The 19,560-nt window shown below is 37.2% G+C and carries 4 protein-coding genes; all 4 read left to right on the forward strand.

The genetic code is table 11. The features are described 5' to 3' along the window. The first annotated feature begins 57 nt into the window (after positions 1-57). The 4 genes from AC3IS6_RS10540 (at position 58) to AC3IS6_RS10555 (ending at position 19,548) form a co-directional block, all read left to right on the forward strand. Entirely contained in the window at positions 58-690 is a 633-nt protein-coding gene (locus AC3IS6_RS10540; protein ID WP_489164822.1) for a hypothetical protein, read from the forward strand. A gap of 251 nt (positions 691-941) precedes the next feature. Next, positions 942-1,475 (forward strand): UpxY family transcription antiterminator, encoded by a 534-nt coding sequence (locus tag AC3IS6_RS10545; protein ID WP_489164826.1) that lies wholly within the window; start codon positions 942-944, stop codon positions 1,473-1,475. Positions 1,476-1,738: 263 nt separating this feature from the next. After that, positions 1,739-12,847 (forward strand): non-ribosomal peptide synthetase, encoded by an 11,109-nt coding sequence (locus AC3IS6_RS10550; protein ID WP_489164827.1) that lies wholly within the window; start codon positions 1,739-1,741, stop codon positions 12,845-12,847. 131 nt (positions 12,848-12,978) lie between these two features. Next, positions 12,979-19,548, forward strand: a complete 6,570-nt coding sequence (locus tag AC3IS6_RS10555) for an amino acid adenylation domain-containing protein (RefSeq protein ID WP_489164828.1) — start codon at positions 12,979-12,981, stop codon at positions 19,546-19,548. Positions 19,549-19,560: the final 12 nt, after the last annotated feature.

Here is a 19,560-nt window from a genome sequence, read left to right on the forward strand (position 1 = left end):
ACTATGAAACTCGCCAAAAACCACCACACAGAAATTAGTCAAAATGACATCCTTTTAATGTCAAAATTTGTAGTCACAGAAAACTTCAATCACCATTCCAATGAAATCCTTCCGGGTCATTATCAAAATGATATTGATGCGGTTTACAAAGAAGAAATGGGCTACTTAGAGAACTCTAAAATCTTCGCTTTCAAAAACGACCTTGGAGATTTTACAGGAACCATCAGAGTTTTGAAATGGGATTTCATTACACCGCTTCCAATTCAGAAAATGTTTGGCATCAATCCTTTTATTTGTGCTGAAGGAAATGCAATAAATGAAATATGGCATATTGGACGTTTTGCCATCAAAAAAGGTGTTCGTGACATTAATCTGCTAAAAAAACTATTGGTTTGCGCCATTGCTCCGGTTTGCGAACACAAAGACAATATGGCTTTTGCCGAAATCGATGCCAAATTGCTTCGTGTATTGACTCTAATGGGTATTAAAGCAAAGGTTGTTGGAAAATCTATTGAATACCTGGGTTCTGAAACTATACCGGTATCTATGTCCTATAATGGGCTTATTGATTTCTACAACGAGAACAAACATTTGGTTGTAGCAGAAGATTTCGAGCTTTCGACTCCAAACTCCAAACTACCCAATAAGGTAGTATTTGATGCTAACAAGTTGAACTACACTTTGGTGTAGTAGAATTTGAAAACCTGTATTGTAAATTTACTTCAGTAAAAATAAGTAGTTGAATCCTCAACATTCCGATTTTTACAACACTCTCAAAACACAATATAATTTGCCTTGAGAGTTTCAACAAAAACATTATTACCAAAGTTACTTTAAAGTAAAAAGGTAAAGCTATTAAACCAAAAAACGTATCTCTAAAAAAAATAACCATGTGACTGGTAATAGCGCAGCTATGTCCGGTGACGAAAAAACCAAATAGTATGGATCAAAAACAAGGTTGGCATGTTCTTTACGTAAGGTACAGACATGAGAGTAAAGTCTATAAAGAGTTAATAGAAAGAAATATTGAAGCTTTTTTGCCAATGGCCACCAGTATTAGAAAATGGAGTGACAGAATCAGGAAAATAGAGATTCCATTATTTCCCAGTTATGTCTTTGTCAAGATCAAATCCAATAAAGACTTTCATGATGCCTTAAATGTAGAGAGTGGCTGTTCTTATTTGTCTTTTGGCAAAGAATACGGAAAAGTTTCCGAAGAAGAAATCGATCACATCAGGCTTTTTACCCAGGTAAAAGACATTACAGATGTTCAGATTGAACCGGCACTACCCAAAATTGGAGATAAACTTAAAATCGAGCATGGTGAGCTTTCGGGTTTGGAATGTGAAGTTTTCAGAGTCGACAATCAGCATAGAATCAGTGTAAGACTAAGTTCTTTACGTCAGAATATCTCAGCCATCATTCCTTTGTCATATCTATCCAATCCAACAGAAAACGTCTTTGCGAAGGCGTAGTTTTTAGTTTTCCTTTTCAAAAAGAGTAGCATCCACATCCCATGTGGAGTTATTCACCAAAGTGATCTTTTGTACTTGCAATACAGTATAGAATATCTCTCAATCGGACCATTCCTTACAAAATCAAAATTTAGTTTTTACAACATAGTAAAAACATCACAGCACATTGTCTTTTAGAACAATGTGTTTGGTGTTACAAATTTGCCATTTTAATTATCACAGTTATTAATTCAAAAATACAGTATTTAGAAAACCCTTTTAAGATGAAAGATATCAAATCAATAATTACCAGTCTATCCAATAAAGAAGTACAAATTTTCCTGGATGATTTAGAAGAAAATTTAAGAGTAACAGGAAACACAGCTGCTCTTACAGCAGAAGATAAAATCGATATTTCAACCAACAAAGATCGTCTTATCGCCTTACTTAAAAGCAGTAAAAACAGTTCGAAGTTTAATTTTGAAGTGATTTCATCTGTTCCTGTATCAGAAAGTTATGAGGTATCAGCAGGACAACGCCGTCTTTGGACTTTAAGTCAGTTTGAAGGAGGGTCTGCCGTATACAACATGCCTATGCATACCACTCTGAAAGGGAGTTATGATATCGAACGCCTTCAAAAAGCCATTACAGCGACTATAGAGCGTCATGAGATCTTACGCACTATTTTCAAAATGGAGGAGAACGGTGACATTAGACAATACGTGCAACCAACAGCAGCAGTAAATTTTAAACTGTCTTATGTTGATTTCAGGAATGCTGATGATAAGCAAGCAAGCGTAGCTAGTTATATCAATACAGATTCATACGTACCCTTTGATTTAGAAGAAGGGCCTTTATTCCGCGTAAGCTTATTACAGACAGAAGAGGAAACTTATGTTTTCTATTATAACATGCATCATATTATTAGCGATGGCTGGTCTATGAATGTATTGGCAAAAGATGTATTTGCATTTTATGAGTCTTTTGTCAACGGGACAGCAGCTGATCTTACACCTCTGGCAATTCAATATAAAGATTATGCAAATTGGCAGGCATTACAAATAAATACAGCCGGTTCAACTACAGATAAAACGTATTGGATGGAAAGTCTTGCGGGTGAGCTGCCTGTCTTGGATCTTCCTTCAGAAAAACGCCGACCTTCTGTAAAAACACACAAAGGGCGAAGCTTAAGAGCCTATATTTCTAAAGAAACAACTGCTATGCTTCAGCTTTTTACAAAAGAGAATAACAGCAGTACTTTTATCGGTTTACTAACGACTATCAATATTCTTTTTCATAAATATACCTCAGATTCAGATATTATTATCGGAAGCCCGGTAGCAGGTCGTGATCATGCAGATTTGGCCAATCAGATTGGTTTTTATGTGAATACAATTGCTTTGCGCAACACCATAAATACTCAGGAGAATTTTACCTCGATTTATAAAAGAATTAAAGAGCAGACACTGGAAGCGTTTAATCATCAAATGTATCCTTTTGATAGTTTAGTAGAAAACCTAAATATCAAAAGAGATGCAGGAAGAAGCAGTGTATTTGATGTTTTATTAGTACTTCAGAATACGGGAGCAAATGATGAAACGGTCGAAATACCAGCGGCAAAAAGCGATACAATTGTTGATTTAGGAGAAACAGTTTCAAAATTTGATGTAGAGCTTAATTTCAGAGAAGCCGGAGGGCAGTTAATTTTAGATATTGCTTACAATACAGAAGTGTACGAATATCAAATGATTGAAGGCTTAATAAGACATTATCAACAAATTTTAAAAGAAGTATTATCTCAGCCGCAAACTCCAATTGGTCAATTAACTTACATCAGTAAAGAAGAAGAAAAAGAATTATTGGTGGATTTTAATGCCACAAAAAACAATTACCCTACCGATATTACGATTGTTGACTTGATTGAAACACAAGTTGCCAGTAACCCGGAAGGAATTGCTTTGGCCTATGAAGGAGAAACGATGACCTATGCAGCTTTAAATGCAAGCGCCAATAAGGTTGCCCATTATTTACGCAGTATAGGAGTTACGACAGAGTCTATAGTTGGGCTATGTATGGAGCGTTCTTTTGAAATGGTTATTGGGATGTTGGGTATTATGAAATCCGGCGGAGCTTATGCACCAATTGATCCTCATTATCCGGCAGAGCGAATTGATTTCATCTTAAAAGATACAAAGGCTGAGGCTGTACTTGTAAATAACGGTAGTATTAGTAAAGTTAATTTTCTGGAAGATATTGCAATACTAAATCTGGACGAACAGGATACAATATTTGCAAATCAGTCAGAAGCGAATCCTAACGTGGCAATACCGGTTTCAAACGCAGCTTACGTAATTTATACTTCGGGATCTACAGGAAACCCTAAAGGAGTAGTGAATGAGCAACGCGGTTTAGTGAATCGTTTATTATGGGCGAAGGAATATTATAATTTAACGGCTAACGATGTATTGATACAAAAAACTACTTTTTGTTTTGATGTATCAGTTTGGGAATTTTTTCTTCCTCTGTTATCCGGTTGTAAACTAGTCATTCCAAAACCGGAAGGACATAAGGATAGTGATTATTTAAGAGAATTGATCGCGACACATCAGGTTACAATGATTCACTTTGTACCTTCTATGTTAAGCGCCTTTTTACTGGATATCGATGTTACTAAATGCAGCAGTCTGAAAAATGTGGTGTGTAGTGGAGAGGCTCTAAAAATAAGCCAGGCAGAAGATTTTCAAAAAGCATTACCAAATGTTACTTTGAGTAATTTATACGGACCTACAGAGGCTTCGATAGACGTAACAAGCTGTATTATTCCTTTTAATGCAACTGACTTAAAACGCATTACGATAGGTAAACCAGTGGCCAACACTCAGATTTATATTCTGGATAGTGAAATGAACATACAGCCTAAAGGTGTTACAGGAGAACTTTATATAGGAGGTGTTCAGGTAGCCAGAGGATATATCAATCTTCCGGAACTTAATGCTTTTAGATTTGTAAACAATCCTTTTGGAGAAGGAAAATTGTATCGAACCGGTGACAATGCAAAGTGGCTTCAGGATGGAAATATAGAATACCTTGGAAGAGAAGACAGTCAGGTAAAAGTTAGAGGTTACCGAATTGAATTGGGAGAATTGGATACCGTGATAAACAGCTGTCCGGCTATACGTCAGGGAGTTGTTATTGCGAGAGAAGACGCTTACGGTGTAAATGAACTGATAGCGTATATCGTTCTTACAGCAGGTAAAACAAAAGACGATGTTATTGCCTATTTAAGAGAACATATTCCGGGGTATATGATTCCGGGAATTATGGTAGAGCTGGATGCAATACCATTAACATCAAATGGTAAAGTAAACAGAAAAGCACTGCCGGATCCAGTATTTAGCAGAGAATACGAATATGTAGCACCAACGACAAAAACAGAAGAGGAATTGGTTGTCATCTGGCAGGATCTATTAAAAGCAGAGCAGGTTGGTATCACTGATAATTTCTTCGAACTGGGAGGACATTCCTTATTAGCAGTGCGATTAATATCGGCGATAAAAAACACAATGAACGTTGCGCTTACTATTACAAATGTATTTAGTAATCCAACGATTTCTGATTTGGCTTATTTTATTGAAAAACAGGATGCTAATTCCGTACTTCCTTTGGTGACCAAACAAGATTTACCCGAAGCGATTCCATTATCTTATGCGCAGGAGCGTTTGTGGTTTGTCGATAAATTAAAAGGAAGTGAGCACTATCACATGCCGGTTTTATTAAACTTAAAAGGAGCATTAAATACAGCCTACCTTTCTCAGGCTTTAAAAACCATTGTAGAACGTCATGAAACCTTACGCACCGTATTTGTAGAAAATGAAGGTGTTGCTTATCAGGTGGTACAACCGGCTGATAGCTGGGAACTGAATGTGGTTGCTGCGGATGCCGATTATCAGGATCTTATTGCTGATGAGATAAAAAAACCTTTTGATTTATCAAAAGATTATATGCTGCGTGCTACTGTTATTAAAGTAGCGGAGGCAGAACATATTTTAGTGATCGTACGCCATCACATTGCAACAGATGGTTGGTCTGAATCTATTATTGTTAAAGAATTCAAAGAATTATACGCTTCTTATGCATCAGGAAGAGAAGCCGATTTACCGGTTCTTGATTTTCAATATGCCGATTATTCGGTTTGGCAGCGTTCAGAATTATCTGGTGCTGTTTTAGAAGAGAAACTAGGATATTGGGAGTCCAAATTAAGTGGGGTAGCCCCGTCTGCACTTCCTGTTGATTATGCAAGACCAGCGGTTCAAAGCAATCGTGGAGATCATATCAGTTTTAAATTAGACAATGACCGAAGTGAGGCTTTGCGAGCTTATGCGAAAGAACAGGGCGTAACCTTATTCATGTTATTAGCAAGTGTTTATAAAGTATTGTTGTACCGTCACAGTGGTCAGTCAGATATTTGTATCGGAACTACCGTTGCCAATCGTCCACAACAGGAATTAGAATCTATGATTGGATTTTTTGTGAATGCTTTGGCTCTTCGAAGTGATTTATCGGGTAACCCATCGTTCAATGAGGTGCTGAAATCGGTAAAACAAACCACGTTAGAAGCGTACGATCATATCGCGGTTCCGTTTGAAAAAGTAGTAGACCGTGTAGAAAAAACAAGAGATAAAAGCAGAAGTTCTTTATTCCAGGTATTGTTTGTTTTGAACAACAATCCGGATGCTAAGGTGTCTGAATTTAGCGACATCACCATTGAGCCAATGGGTATGAATTATGATATCGCGAAGTATGATCTGACTATTTTTGCTGAAGACAGCACGGAAGGAATCTCTTTTTCATTCAACTATTGTACAGATCTTTTCAGTTCTGCTACCGTATCAGGATTAAGATCACATTACGAGAATTTACTGGACACGATTTTAGCAAACAGTACTTCATCAATAGGAAATCTGGCGATGCTTAATCCGGAAGAGGAGCAGGCATTAGTAGTAGATTATAATACTGCTGATTACTCTTTAACAGGAGAAGGAACCGTATTGTCTCTTTTTGAGGCACAGGTTTCTAAAACTCCGGATGCAGTTGCTTTTGTGTATAATGATAGCCGCATGACGTATAAAGAGCTGGATGAAGCTGCTACGAAATTGGCATATTATTATCAACAGACTTATGACCTGAAAGAAAATGATTTGATGGGTATCATGATGGATACTTCGAATTGGTCTTTACTGGCAATTCTATCGATTTTAAAATCAGGAGCAGGTTATGTTCCAATTGATCTTTCATTGCCAAAAGAGCGTCAGTTGTACATGGTACAAGAGGCTAATATCAAAGGTTTATTGATCGAATCCAGCAGTTTATTTGATGTGATCGACTTCTCGGTTCCTGTATTTTCTATCGATATTCAGTATGCAGATATAGCGGCACTTCCGCAAGATATTACCTTTTCATCATTGGCAACTGAGGAGACTACCGCTTATGTGGTGTACACTTCAGGCACAACAGGACAACCAAAAGGAGTTCAGGTGAGCCACAAGAATCTGGTAGATTATTACGAAGGATTAGACGCTAAGATTGAAATTAGTGCGAACAAAAGCTTCGGATTGATGTCTTCATTGGCTGCCGATTTAGGAAATACCGTATTGTACGGTTCTTTATTGAGTGGCGGATGTTTACACTTATTCAACAAAGAAACTTTAATGGACGGTGTGAAATTACAAGCGTATTTTAAAGCCAATCCGATCGACTGTATTAAAATAGTACCGAGTCACTGGCAGGCTTTGCGTTTGGATAAAGAACTGTTATTGCCGGCACGCACTCTGATATTTGGAGGTGATGTATTGCCGGTATCACATGTAAAAGATATCGCAGCACAAGATCCTAATGTAGCGATTGTAAACCATTACGGTCCTACAGAGAGTACTGTTGGAAAATTATTGCACCAGATAGATCCTGATTTTGATTATGTAACCATTCCGGTTGGAAAATTATTCTCCAACAGTGAAGCTTATATTGTAAGTGGTGATATGTCTTTATGTCCAATAGGAGTTTCTGGAGAATTATTACTAGGTGGAGCCGGAATCTCAAAAGGATATTTAAACCGTGAGGATTTAACCCAGGAGAAATTTATCACCAATCCGTTTGCAGCAGGCAAGAGTTCGGTTTTATACAGAACCGGAGATTTAGTACGCAGAAATTCATTGGGAGAAATAGAATTTTTAGGGCGTGTAGACGATCAGGTTAAAATCCGTGGATACCGTGTAGAATTAAAAGAAATCAGTCGTGTGATTCAGGGCTATTCCGGAATTGTACAAAGTGAGGTTTTATTTAGAGAAGACAGCACAGGAGTAAAACGCTTGGTGAGTTATCTGGTTGCTGAAGAAGGTTATTCAGAGTCTGATTTGAAATCCTATCTTTCAGGATTGGTTCCTGATTATATGGTTCCTCAGGTATTTGTGGCCTTAGATCAGATGCCGTTAACTTCAAATGGTAAGATCGACAGAAAAGCATTACCGGATCCTACAGTTACAGAAGGACGTGTATATGTAGCCCCTGAAACAGAAATAGAAAAGGTTTTAGTTACTATTTGGCAGGATTTACTGAATGTAGAACAAGTAGGTGTTACAGATGATTTCTTCGAATTAGGAGGTCATTCCTTATTGGCTGTTCGTTTGCTATCGGCTATCAAAACTACACTAAACGTTGCTATTACGATTACAGACATATTTGATTATACTAATATTTCGGCTTTGGCATCTTTTATAGAAAGCCAGGACAATACTGCGGTACTTCCGTTGGTAGGCAAACAAGATTTACCTGCAGATATTCCATTATCATACGCTCAAGAGCGTTTATGGTTTATCGACAGGTTAAAAGGAAGTGAGCATTATCATGTACCAGTGTTATTAAACTTAAAAGGAGATCTTAATATAGAATTTCTTTCACAAGCTTTCAAAACCATTGTCGATCGTCATGAAGCTTTGCGCACGGTATATGTTGAAAAAGAAGGTATTGCCTATCAGAAAGTACAATCTTCGGATCGTTGGGAGCTTAATGTTTTGACTACGGTTACTGATTTAGAAGCCTTCATGGCAAAAGAAGTCAGCAGGTCTTTTGATCTTTCTAAAGATTATATGCTGCGTGCAACAGTGGTAAGAGTGTCAGACCGCGAGTATATTTTGGTATTGGTGCGTCATCATATTGCAACAGATGCATGGTCTACATCGGTTATTGTTAATGAATTTAAAGAATTATATGCTTCTTACGCATCAGGAAGAGAGGCCGATTTACCGGTTCTTACTTTCCAATATGCCGATTATTCGGTATGGCAGCGTTCTCAGGTATCAGGTGCTTATCTGGCGGAGAAGTTAGATTATTGGGAATCAAAGTTAGGTGGCGTAGCCCCTTCAGCACTTCCTGTTGATTATCCAAGACCTGCTGTTCAAAGCAGCCGTGGAGATCATATTAGTTTTAGGCTGGACAACGACCGTAGCGAAGCTTTACGTGCTTATGCTAAGGACGAAGGGGTAACTTTATTCATGTTATTGCTAAGTGTTTATAAAGTATTGTTGTACCGTCATAGTGGTCAGTCAGATATTTGTATCGGAACTACCGTTGCCAATCGTCCACAGCAGGAATTAGAATCTATGATTGGATTCTTTGTGAATACTTTGGCTCTTCGAAGTGATTTATCGGGTAACCCATCGTTCAATGAGGTGCTGAAATCGGTAAAACAAACCACTTTAGAAGCGTACAATCACATCACTGTTCCGTTTGAAAAAGTAGTAGACCGTGTAGAAAAGGCAAGAGATAAAAGCAGAAATTCTTTATTCCAGGTATTGTTTGTTTTGAACAACAATCCGGATGCTAAGGTATCTGAATTTAGTGATATTACGATTGAACCAGTGGCAATGGACTATAATATTTCGAAATTTGACCTGACCATTTTTGTAGAAGACAGCCCGGAAGGAATCTCTTTTTCATTCAACTATTGTACAGATCTTTTTAGTTCTGCTACCGTATCAGGATTAAGATCACATTACGAGAATTTACTGGACACGATTTTAGCAAACAGTACTTCATCAATAGGAAATCTGGCAATGCTTAATCCGGAAGAGGAGCAGGCATTAGTAGTAGATTATAATACTGCTGATTACTCTTTAACAGGAGAAGGAACCGTATTGTCTCTTTTTGAGGCACAGGTTTTTAAAACTCCGGATGCAGTTGCTTTTGTGTATAATGATAGCCGCATGACGTATAAAGAGCTGGATGAAGCTGCTACGAAATTGGCATATTATTATCAACAGACTTATGACCTGAAAGAAAATGATTTGATGGGTATCATGATGGATACTTCGAATTGGTCTTTACTGGCAATTCTATCGATTTTAAAATCAGGAGCAGGTTATGTTCCAATTGATCTTTCATTGCCAAAAGAGCGTCAGTTGTACATGGTACAAGAGGCTAATATCAAAGGTTTATTGATCGAATCCAGCAGTTTATTTGATGTGATCGACTTCTCGGTTCCTGTATTTTCTATCGATATTCAGTATGCAGATATAGCGGCACTTCCGCAAGATATTACCTTTTCATCATTGGCAACTGAGGAGACTACCGCTTATGTGGTGTACACTTCAGGCACAACAGGACAACCAAAAGGAGTTCAGGTGAGCCACAAGAATCTGGTAGATTATTACGAAGGATTAGACGCTAAGATTGAAATTAGTGCGAACAAAAGCTTCGGATTGATGTCTTCATTGGCTGCCGATTTAGGAAATACCGTATTGTACGGTTCTTTATTGAGTGGCGGATGTTTACACTTATTCAACAAAGAAACTTTAATGGACGGTGTGAAATTACAAGCGTATTTTAAAGCCAATACCATTGATTGTATTAAAATAGTACCGAGTCACTGGCAGGCTTTGCGTTTGGATAAAGAACTGTTATTGCCAGCACGCACCCTGATATTCGGAGGTGATGTATTGCCGGTATCACATGTAAAAGAGATCGCAGCGCAAGATCCAAATGTAGCGATTGTAAACCATTATGGTCCTACAGAGAGTACTGTTGGAAAATTATTACACCAGGTAGATCCTGATTTTGATTATGTAACCATTCCGGTTGGAAAATTATTCTCCAACAGTGAAGCTTATATTGTAAGTAGTGATATGTCGTTATGTCCAATAGGAGTTTCTGGAGAATTATTACTAGGTGGAGCCGGTATCTCAAAAGGATATTTAAACCGTGAGGATTTAACCCAGGAGAAATTTATCGCTAATCCGTTTGCAGCAGGCAAGAGTTCGGTTTTATACAGAACCGGAGATTTAGTACGCAGAAATTCATTGGGAGAAATAGAATTTTTAGGGCGTGTAGACGATCAGGTTAAAATCCGTGGATACCGTGTAGAATTAAAAGAAATCAGTCGTGTGATTCAGGGCTATTCCGGAATTGTACAAAGTGAGGTTTTATTTAGAGAAGACAGCACAGGAGTAAAACGCTTGGTGAGTTATCTGGTTGCTGAAGAAGGATATTCAGAGTCTGATTTGAAATCCTATCTTTCAGGATTGGTTCCTGATTATATGGTTCCTCAGGTATTTGTGGCCTTAGATCTGATGCCGTTAACTTCAAATGGTAAGATCGACAGAAAAGCATTACCGGATCCTACAGTTACCAATCAACGCGTGCATGTAGCCCCTGAAACAGAAGTAGAAAAGGTTTTAGTTACTATTTGGCAGGATTTATTGAGTGTAGAACAAGTTGGGGTTACCGATAATTTCTTTGAATTGGGTGGTGATTCTATTATTGTGATTCAGGTAGTGAGCAGAGCGAAGAAAAAAGGACATCAAATTCAGGTTCAGGATCTGTTTGATTACCAAACCATAGCAGAGTTAGCTACAGCCGTAGAACAAAACAGTAAAAAACTTAATACAGCAGAACAAGGTCTTTTAGAAGGTGAAGTACCTTTATCACCAATTCAACAGTGGTTTTTCGAGCGAGGAGAAGAGGCAGTATCGCATTTCAACCAGGCCGTTCTTTTAAGTATAAGTAAAGAGGTTACCAAGGAAAAACTGGAACAAACCATAGACCTAATTGCTAAACGTCACGATTCGCTTCGATTTAAATACACCAAAGAACAAGACGAATGGAAACAGTTTTATGGAGAATCTACTAATCTGTATCGAACAGAAACCATTGAAGAAGGAAACAATACCGGTGAAACTATTACCGCAATTTGTAAAAAATATCAGGAATCACTGGATATAGAAAAAGGAGATTTAGCACGATTTGTTCTAATTGAAACTCCGGATTCTGAAGTACACAACAGATTCTTTATGGTATCGCATCACCTTGCAGTAGATGGTGTTTCCTGGAGATTTATCATCGATGATCTGGAAACTCTGCTGAAAGAAGAAACGGTAGACGAAACCTTGTATTTAGAAAATAAAAACAATTCTTTCAGAGATTGGATTAACAGACTGAAAAACTTTGCAGAGACTGAGGAAATAGAATCTCAATTAGGATACTGGCAGCAAATCAACAGTGATTATACGCCTCTTCCAACAGATTTTTCGGCAAAGAGACCAACCAGAGAGACCAAGAAAACCCATGAAGTTATCCTGAATCAGGAGTATACAAAACGTTTATTAAAAGAGGTAAATGTCGCTTACAATACCGAAATTAATGATCTAATGTTGAGTGCTTTACAAATGACTTTTGAAGACATCTTTGACACAAAACGACTGGCGTTAGGTTTTGAAGGACATGGTAGAGAAAATATATTCACAGATATCGATCTTGCCGGAACTACAGGCTGGTTTACCAATAAATATCCAGTAATTCTTTCCAGAAGCGGAGCAAAAACAGAAGGAGATATTATCAAATCGGTAAAAGAAACATTACGTCGAATTCCAACCAAAGGAATGGGGTACGGATGTTTACGTTACCTGCATTCTTCTAAAGAAATTCGCAATTCCTTAAAGGATTGTGGATGGGATGTAGTATTCAATTATTTGGGACAGATCGACAATGTATTAAACCAAAAGGGAAGCTTCACAGCGGCATCAGAAAACTCAGGAGTACATATTAGTCCTACGTCATTAATAGAAGAAAAGTTTATTATAAAAGCCATCATTGCCGGTAATGAACTTAGAATTTCCTGGGATTATTCGAATGAGTGTTACCGTCCGGAAACAGTCAAAAAGCTGGCGGATCAATTTATAGAGAATTTAACTCAGCTGATCGAACACTGTATCAATAAAGAAGGCAGGGAAGTAACGCCTTCAGATTTTGGATTAAGTGATGTCTTAGATTTCAAAGAATTTGATGAGTTGTTTGAATCAGAAACACAAGAGAGCCTCGAGGATGAAGGAGTCCTTAGATTTTAGGACCTATAACACCGCTGCATTTAAAAATGGCAGCGGTGTCTCAAATCACAATTTTATAACAAAAGCAAAATAGTAGATCATTAATTGTAAGAAGTGGATTTCACTACGATCAGAAAAGATATTTTAAAATTATGGAAAAGTTTATTCAGGAATTAAAAAAACTCGATTTACATCTTAAGATCAATGGCAGTGATTTACTGCTTATGGGTAAAGAGGGAAAGTTAACGGCTTCCGAACTGGAAAAAGTTAAGCACCATGGCAATATTGTTTCTTTTATAAAGGAGAACAAAAAGGAGCTGTTTGATTTTTTAAAAACTAATAATTTTAGACTTGAAAAAGCCAAAGTATCTTCAATTTATGAACTTTGTCCGGCTCAGGAAGGAATTCTTTTTCACAGTTTATACTTATCCAGTATGGAGGAAGAAGATAACTCGACCAATCATTCGCAAAACTCAGTAGAGTTTTCTTCACAGGTAGATGCAGAAATCTTTAAAAAAGCCTGGCAGCTTGCAATAGAAAATCATACCATACTAAGAACAGGCTTCATAGCGGATAAAGTAAAAATACCGATTCAGTTTGTCAATAAAAAAGTAGAGGTTCCTTATGTCGTTTTTGATTACAGCCAATTGTCTGAAGAAGAGGCAAATGAAAAATTTGAAACGTATCGTATTAAGGATTCCAAGAAAGCTTTTTGCCTTACAAACCCTCCTTTGATGCGTATTACTTTGGTGAAATTTGGTGAATTTAAATATAAAATGATATGGACCAGACACCATCTTTTGTTAGACGGATGGTCCAATCAAATTTTAATCAAAGAGATTTTAACTTTTTATAGCCAAATCTTAAATGGTATTACACCAGCAAGGCAGAAGGAAGATCTTTTTGAAGACCACATCAAATATCTAAAATCAATTGATTCCTATAAAGAAAAAACTTTTTGGAAAAATTATCTAAGGGGATACGAACAGTCTTCCTTAATTCCGTTTACGTCTGAATTATTAGAACGAAATAAAGGAAAAGGCGAGTATAAAAGAGAAACGCTTGTTTTTGATAAAGCCTATACAGAAAAGATAGTAGATTTTTCAAAATCCTTCCAGGTAACAACCAATACCGTTATGCAGGGCGTCTGGGCAATTCTTTTGTCAAAATACACACACCTTCAGGATATTATTTTAGGAGTAACTGTTTCAGGCCGACCGGCAGATTTGGATTATGATCAAAAATTAGGACTATTTATCAATACGCTTCCTTTGCGATGCAAGTTCGATCAAAATGAAAATATTAGTGCGTTTTTCAAGAGAATACAGCAGGAAAATGTTGTCATGAGAAATTTTCAGCACACTGCTATTAATACGATCAAAGAATTAAATGCTATTAAAGAAGAGTTATTCGATTCTTTGTGGATTTTTAATAATTTTCCGGTAGCGGAGCAATCGAGTGCTGAAAGTAAAGAACTGACCATTGAGGATCAAACCTCTCTGGGAAACACCAATTATTTATTAACCATCCATGTGGTGTTGCAGGAAACGCTGAGTTTGCACTTTTCATACAATAGCGATCTGATAGACGAGAGCTATATTAAAATGATGTGTACGCATATCAGAGTATTGTTAGACCAATTGCTGGAAGGACGAAGCACTATTTCTTCTTTGGATATTATTTCATCACCGGAACAAACTGTATTATTAGAGAACTTTAATAATACAGTGGTAGACTATCCTACAGATGTTACCCTGGTTGACGTATTTGAAAAACAAGTTGAAAAAACTCCAAATGCAATTGCTTTGCTTTTTGAAGATCAGGAAATGACTTATGCAGAACTGAATTTCAAGTCGAACCAACTGGCCAATTATTTAATTGAAAAAGGCATAAAACCAGATACTCTGGTAGGAATTTGCATCGAGCGTTCTTTTGAAATGTTAGTAGGGATCCTGGCCATTCTAAAAGCAGGCGGAGCTTATGTTCCGATTGATCCGGAGTACCCTAAAAGCCGTGTCGATTATATTTTGGAGGACACAAATACACCGGTTCTTCTGGTTAACAATGTCACTCAGTCTTTAATTGAACAATCAGAAAACAGATCAATAGTAAATTTAGAGCAATGGGAATTGTTATTCTCAGGATATTCCGGAGAGAATGTCCGTACTAAACTAGCTCCTGAAAACTTAGCGTATGTTATTTATACTTCAGGTTCCACCGGAGTACCAAAAGGGGTTATGAACGAACATCTGGGAGTTGTAAACCGATTGTTTTGGGCAAGAGATTATTATAAACTAAGCGAGGAGGATGTTTTAATACAAAAAACGACTTTCAGTTTTGATGTTTCTGTCTGGGAATTATTATTGCCTTTGCAGGTGGGCTGTAAACTGGTAATAGCAAAACCGGAAGGACATAAAGACAGTGATTACCTAATCAAATTAATTAATAAACATAACGTAAGCATGATTCACTTTGTGCCGTCTATGTTAAGTATGTTCTTATTAGATCCAGAATCAGCTTCTGCTGTTGCTTTAAAAAATGTAGTTTGTAGTGGAGAAGCGTTAAAAACGAGCCAGGTAATAGAATTTCAAAAGAAATTGCCTCAAACGTGTCTAAGTAATTTATACGGTCCAACCGAAGCAGCAATTGATGTGACGAGCTGGATTGCTCCTTCAGGATTTAAAAATACAGATCGTGTGTTGATTGGAGAACCTGTAGCAAATACACAAATCGTAATTGTAGATGAGCAGATGAAATTAGTCCCTATTGGTGTAATCGGAGAATTATGCATAGGGGGAATTCAGGTATCGAGAGGTTATTTAAATCTTTCTGAACTCACAAAAGATAAATTTATTGATAACCCTTATTATAATGGAAGACTGTACAAAACGGGAGATAAAGCCAAATGGCTGGCAGACGGAACCATAGAATATATAGGGCGATCTGATGCACAAGTTAAGATTAGAGGATACCGAATAGAATTAGGGGAAATCGAAAATCAGCTACAGGAATTTGAAGATATCGTAAAAGCGGTGGTATTGGTGAATGAAACAGAAGCAGGTGACAAACAGCTAATTGCCTATATCGTATCGCACAAAAAAGAAGAACTGGCAGCGATAAAGAATGCGCTGTTGGATAAGCTTCCGGAATACATGGTTCCCGCACAGCTGTTGCAAATAGAAAAAATTCCAATCACCAATAATGGAAAATTAGATAAAAAAGCATTAAAGCTTTTAAACACTGACGAGATAGTACCGGAAGAAGTATTTGTTGCACCACAGAACGAAACCGAAGAAAAAGTACAAGAAATCTGGAAGAAGATATTAGAAATTGAAACTATCGGAACACGTGACAATTTCTTTAGATTAGGAGGTCATAGTCTTCATTTGATGAGGCTTGTGAATGAATTTAATAAAGTATTCAGTGTCAAGTTAGGGCTTCGACAATTGTATAAAAACCCGACAATAGAAACACAAGCTATAGTAATTAGAGCCTCACAGCCGGCTGTTTTTTCAAGTATTCCTAAAATTTCAGAACGTGAAGCTTATCCGGTATCTGATGCCCAAAAAAGATTGTGGTTATTAAGTCAGTTTCCTGAAGGCTCTGTTGCTTATAATATGCCTGCACAGGTTACACTGGAAGGAAAACATCATATAGCCGACATAGAAAAAGCAGTTAATTCAGTAATAGACCGACACGAAATATTAAGAACCGTTTTTAAAGTTCATCATAATGGGGCGGTATTACAGCACATTCTGACTACGGATGAGCTGTCTTTTAAAGTTGATTTTCAAACTTTAAGCACTGATGAAGCAGCAGCCTATATAAAACAGGATTCTTTTAAAATATATGACCTGGAGAAAGGCCCATTATTACGGGTAAGTGTACTTCAGACTGAAGATGAAAAATATATATTGTATTTTAATATGCATCATATTATCAGTGATGGCTGGTCTATGAATGTGCTGAAAAAAGACTTTTTGTTTTACTATGAAAGTATCAAAAATCAGCGTAATGACGTTTTACCGGCTTTGAGAATTCAGTATAAAGATTATGCCCATTGGCAATTAGAGGCTTTGGAGAATGCCGGAATCAATGAAGATAAAACATTCTGGCTGAACAAACTTCAGGGTGACCTGCCTGTTTTGAACTTGCCTTCTTCAAAAGTAAGACCTAACAAAAAGGGCTATAACGGTACTAAGTTATTGGCACATCTGGGAGAAGAAGAACTCTCTCAAATAAAAGCTTATACGCAAACGAATGGCGGAAGTTTATTTACCTTTTTATTGACTACCTGGAATATCATGCTGTACAACTATACAGCAACTGATGATATCATAATAGGGACACCAATTGCCGGAAGAAACCATGCAGATTTATCAGATCAGATTGGCTTTTTTGTCAATACCCTGGCATTAAGAAATCAGGTTCAGCCTAATAGTAGTTTTGATCGATTTTATAAAGAAGTGACAGATACAACACTCTTAGCTTTTGAACATCAAAATTATCCTTTTGATCGTTTGGTGGAAGATTTGAAAATTAAGAAGAACATTAGCAGAAGTGTCATATTTGATATTATGCTGATCTTACAAAACGCACAGCAATCGAGAGAAGACAACGCGAAGATCAATGCCTCAAACATTGATAGTATCCTGGACCTTGGACAAACCGTAACAAAATTTGATCTGGATATCAATTGCAAAGAGTTTAGCAACTATTTGTCTTATGAAATTTCATTCAACAATGATGTTTACGACAAAGACATGATTTCAGCGCTAATGGGGCATTACAAACAATTAGTAAAAAACATATTAAAGTCTTCAAAACTAGCATTAGCCTCTATTTCTTACTTATCAAAAGAAGAAGAAACCGAATTGCTTTATGCGTATAATAATACTAAAGAGGAGTACCCAGTTGGGGAAACTGTAATGGATTTGTTTAACAATCAGGTTCAGGAGAGACCCGAAGCCATCGCTGTAATTGCAAACAACGAGCGTTTGACGTATAGCGAGCTGGACAAAAAATCAACACAGTTTGCGGTACACCTGATTCATCATGGTGTGAAAAAAGATACTCTCGTACCAATCTGTATGGACCGCTCTGTCGAGATGATTATTGGGTTGATCGGAATTTTAAAAGCAGGCGGAGCCTATGTTCCAATTGATCCGAACTATCCTAAAAAACGAATAGATTTTATCATCGATGACACCAACGCGAAAATAATAGTTACAAGAGAGAAACTATCTTCTTTATTTAACGATTTTATTACTGAAAAAAATGTCATACACATAGATAGCGTATTAACAGAAATTCAGGACTTAAATACGGACAGCTTTACGGCTAAAATTAATCCGGAACAGCTTATCAATGTAATTTATACTTCCGGAACCACCGGCACGCCAAAAGGGGTGATGATTGAGCACAAATCCATACTCAACTATGCCAGATGGAGTATAAAAAAGTATCAGTTTTCATCGGAAGATAATGTGGCTAAATATCTGAATTTTGCTTTTGATGCTTCGGCAGAAGAAATCTATCCCGCGCTTTTATCCGGAGCCACATTGAATTTCATCCCGGAAAATTGTTTGACAGATGTTCCCCGACTGAACGAATATTTAATAAACAACAACATATCGGTCTTGGTTCTTCCTACAGTAATGTTGCAGGAGTTTAGAAAATGTAACAATACTACTTTAAGAATGTTGATCGCGGGAGGCGAAAAGATCGAAGATGCCAACCAAAACAACTTCGAGGTTTTCAACCATTATGGTCCTACAGAAGCGACAGTAACCTGTTTACAGTATCAGCTGAAAAAGGAGGGTAAAAATGTTTTTGCTCCAATTGGAAGCCCGGTCGATAATGCCTTTGTCTATATTTTGGATACAAATGGCAAACTGGTTCCAAAAGGCATGACAGGAGAACTGTATATTGGAGGAGCTGGATTATCAAGAGGATACCTCAACAATCCGATATTAACCAATGAAAAGTTTATTTCGAATCCTTACAATACTGCTGAAAAATTATATAAAACCGGTGATTTAGGAAAACGATTACCGGACGGTAAAATAGAATTTATCGGCAGAAAAGACGATCAGGTAAAAATTAGAGGATACCGAATAGAATTAGGAGAAATAGAACATGCCATTCTGAATCTTGAAAGGATTGAAAATGCAGTAGTTCAGATTAGGAAGAATACGACAGGTGAAAATGATTTAGTGGCATTTATCACCGCCTCAAAAAAGCAAAAATCTTCGAAACTAAGAGCTTCCTTAAAAGAATATTTGCCGGACTACATGATACCGTCTTATTTCATTCAGGTAGATCAGTTTAAACTAACCTCTAATGGAAAAATTGATAAAAATGATTTAGATGCAATCGATCTTTCCACCATTGTAATTGGCGAAGAATATGTGGCACCGAGAGATGAAAATGAGGAAAATATAGCCCAGGTTTTAGCACTCCAGCTAGGAAGAAGCAAAGACAGCATCGGCGTATTTGATCACTTTTTTGACGTAGGCGCGACCTCTATACGGTTAATGACCATTGCAGGTGAGCTAAGCGTGGTATTCGGAATTGAAATAACAGTGGTAACGCTTTTTGAATACACCAATATAGATCAGCTTAATGAATACATCAAAGCACATAAAACACCTCAAATTGCAACTGAAGAAGAGGAAGACGACTTGTCGGCGGTTTTAGATGAGATGATTGATTTAATGTAATTAGAAATACTT

The organism is Flavobacterium sp. KH_035, from assembly GCF_057839565.1.

What these genes read in the sequence shown, in the direction of transcription:
- AC3IS6_RS10540 (WP_489164822.1), top strand. Translation starts at nt 58, where the DNA reads ATGTCAAAATTTGTAGTCACAGAAAACTTCAATCACCATTCCAATGAA.
- AC3IS6_RS10545 (WP_489164826.1), top strand. Translation starts at nt 942, where the DNA reads ATGGATCAAAAACAAGGTTGGCATGTTCTTTACGTAAGGTACAGACAT.
- AC3IS6_RS10555 (WP_489164828.1), top strand. Translation starts at nt 12,979, where the DNA reads ATGGAAAAGTTTATTCAGGAATTAAAAAAACTCGATTTACATCTTAAG.
- AC3IS6_RS10550 (WP_489164827.1), top strand. Translation starts at nt 1,739, where the DNA reads ATGAAAGATATCAAATCAATAATTACCAGTCTATCCAATAAAGAAGTA.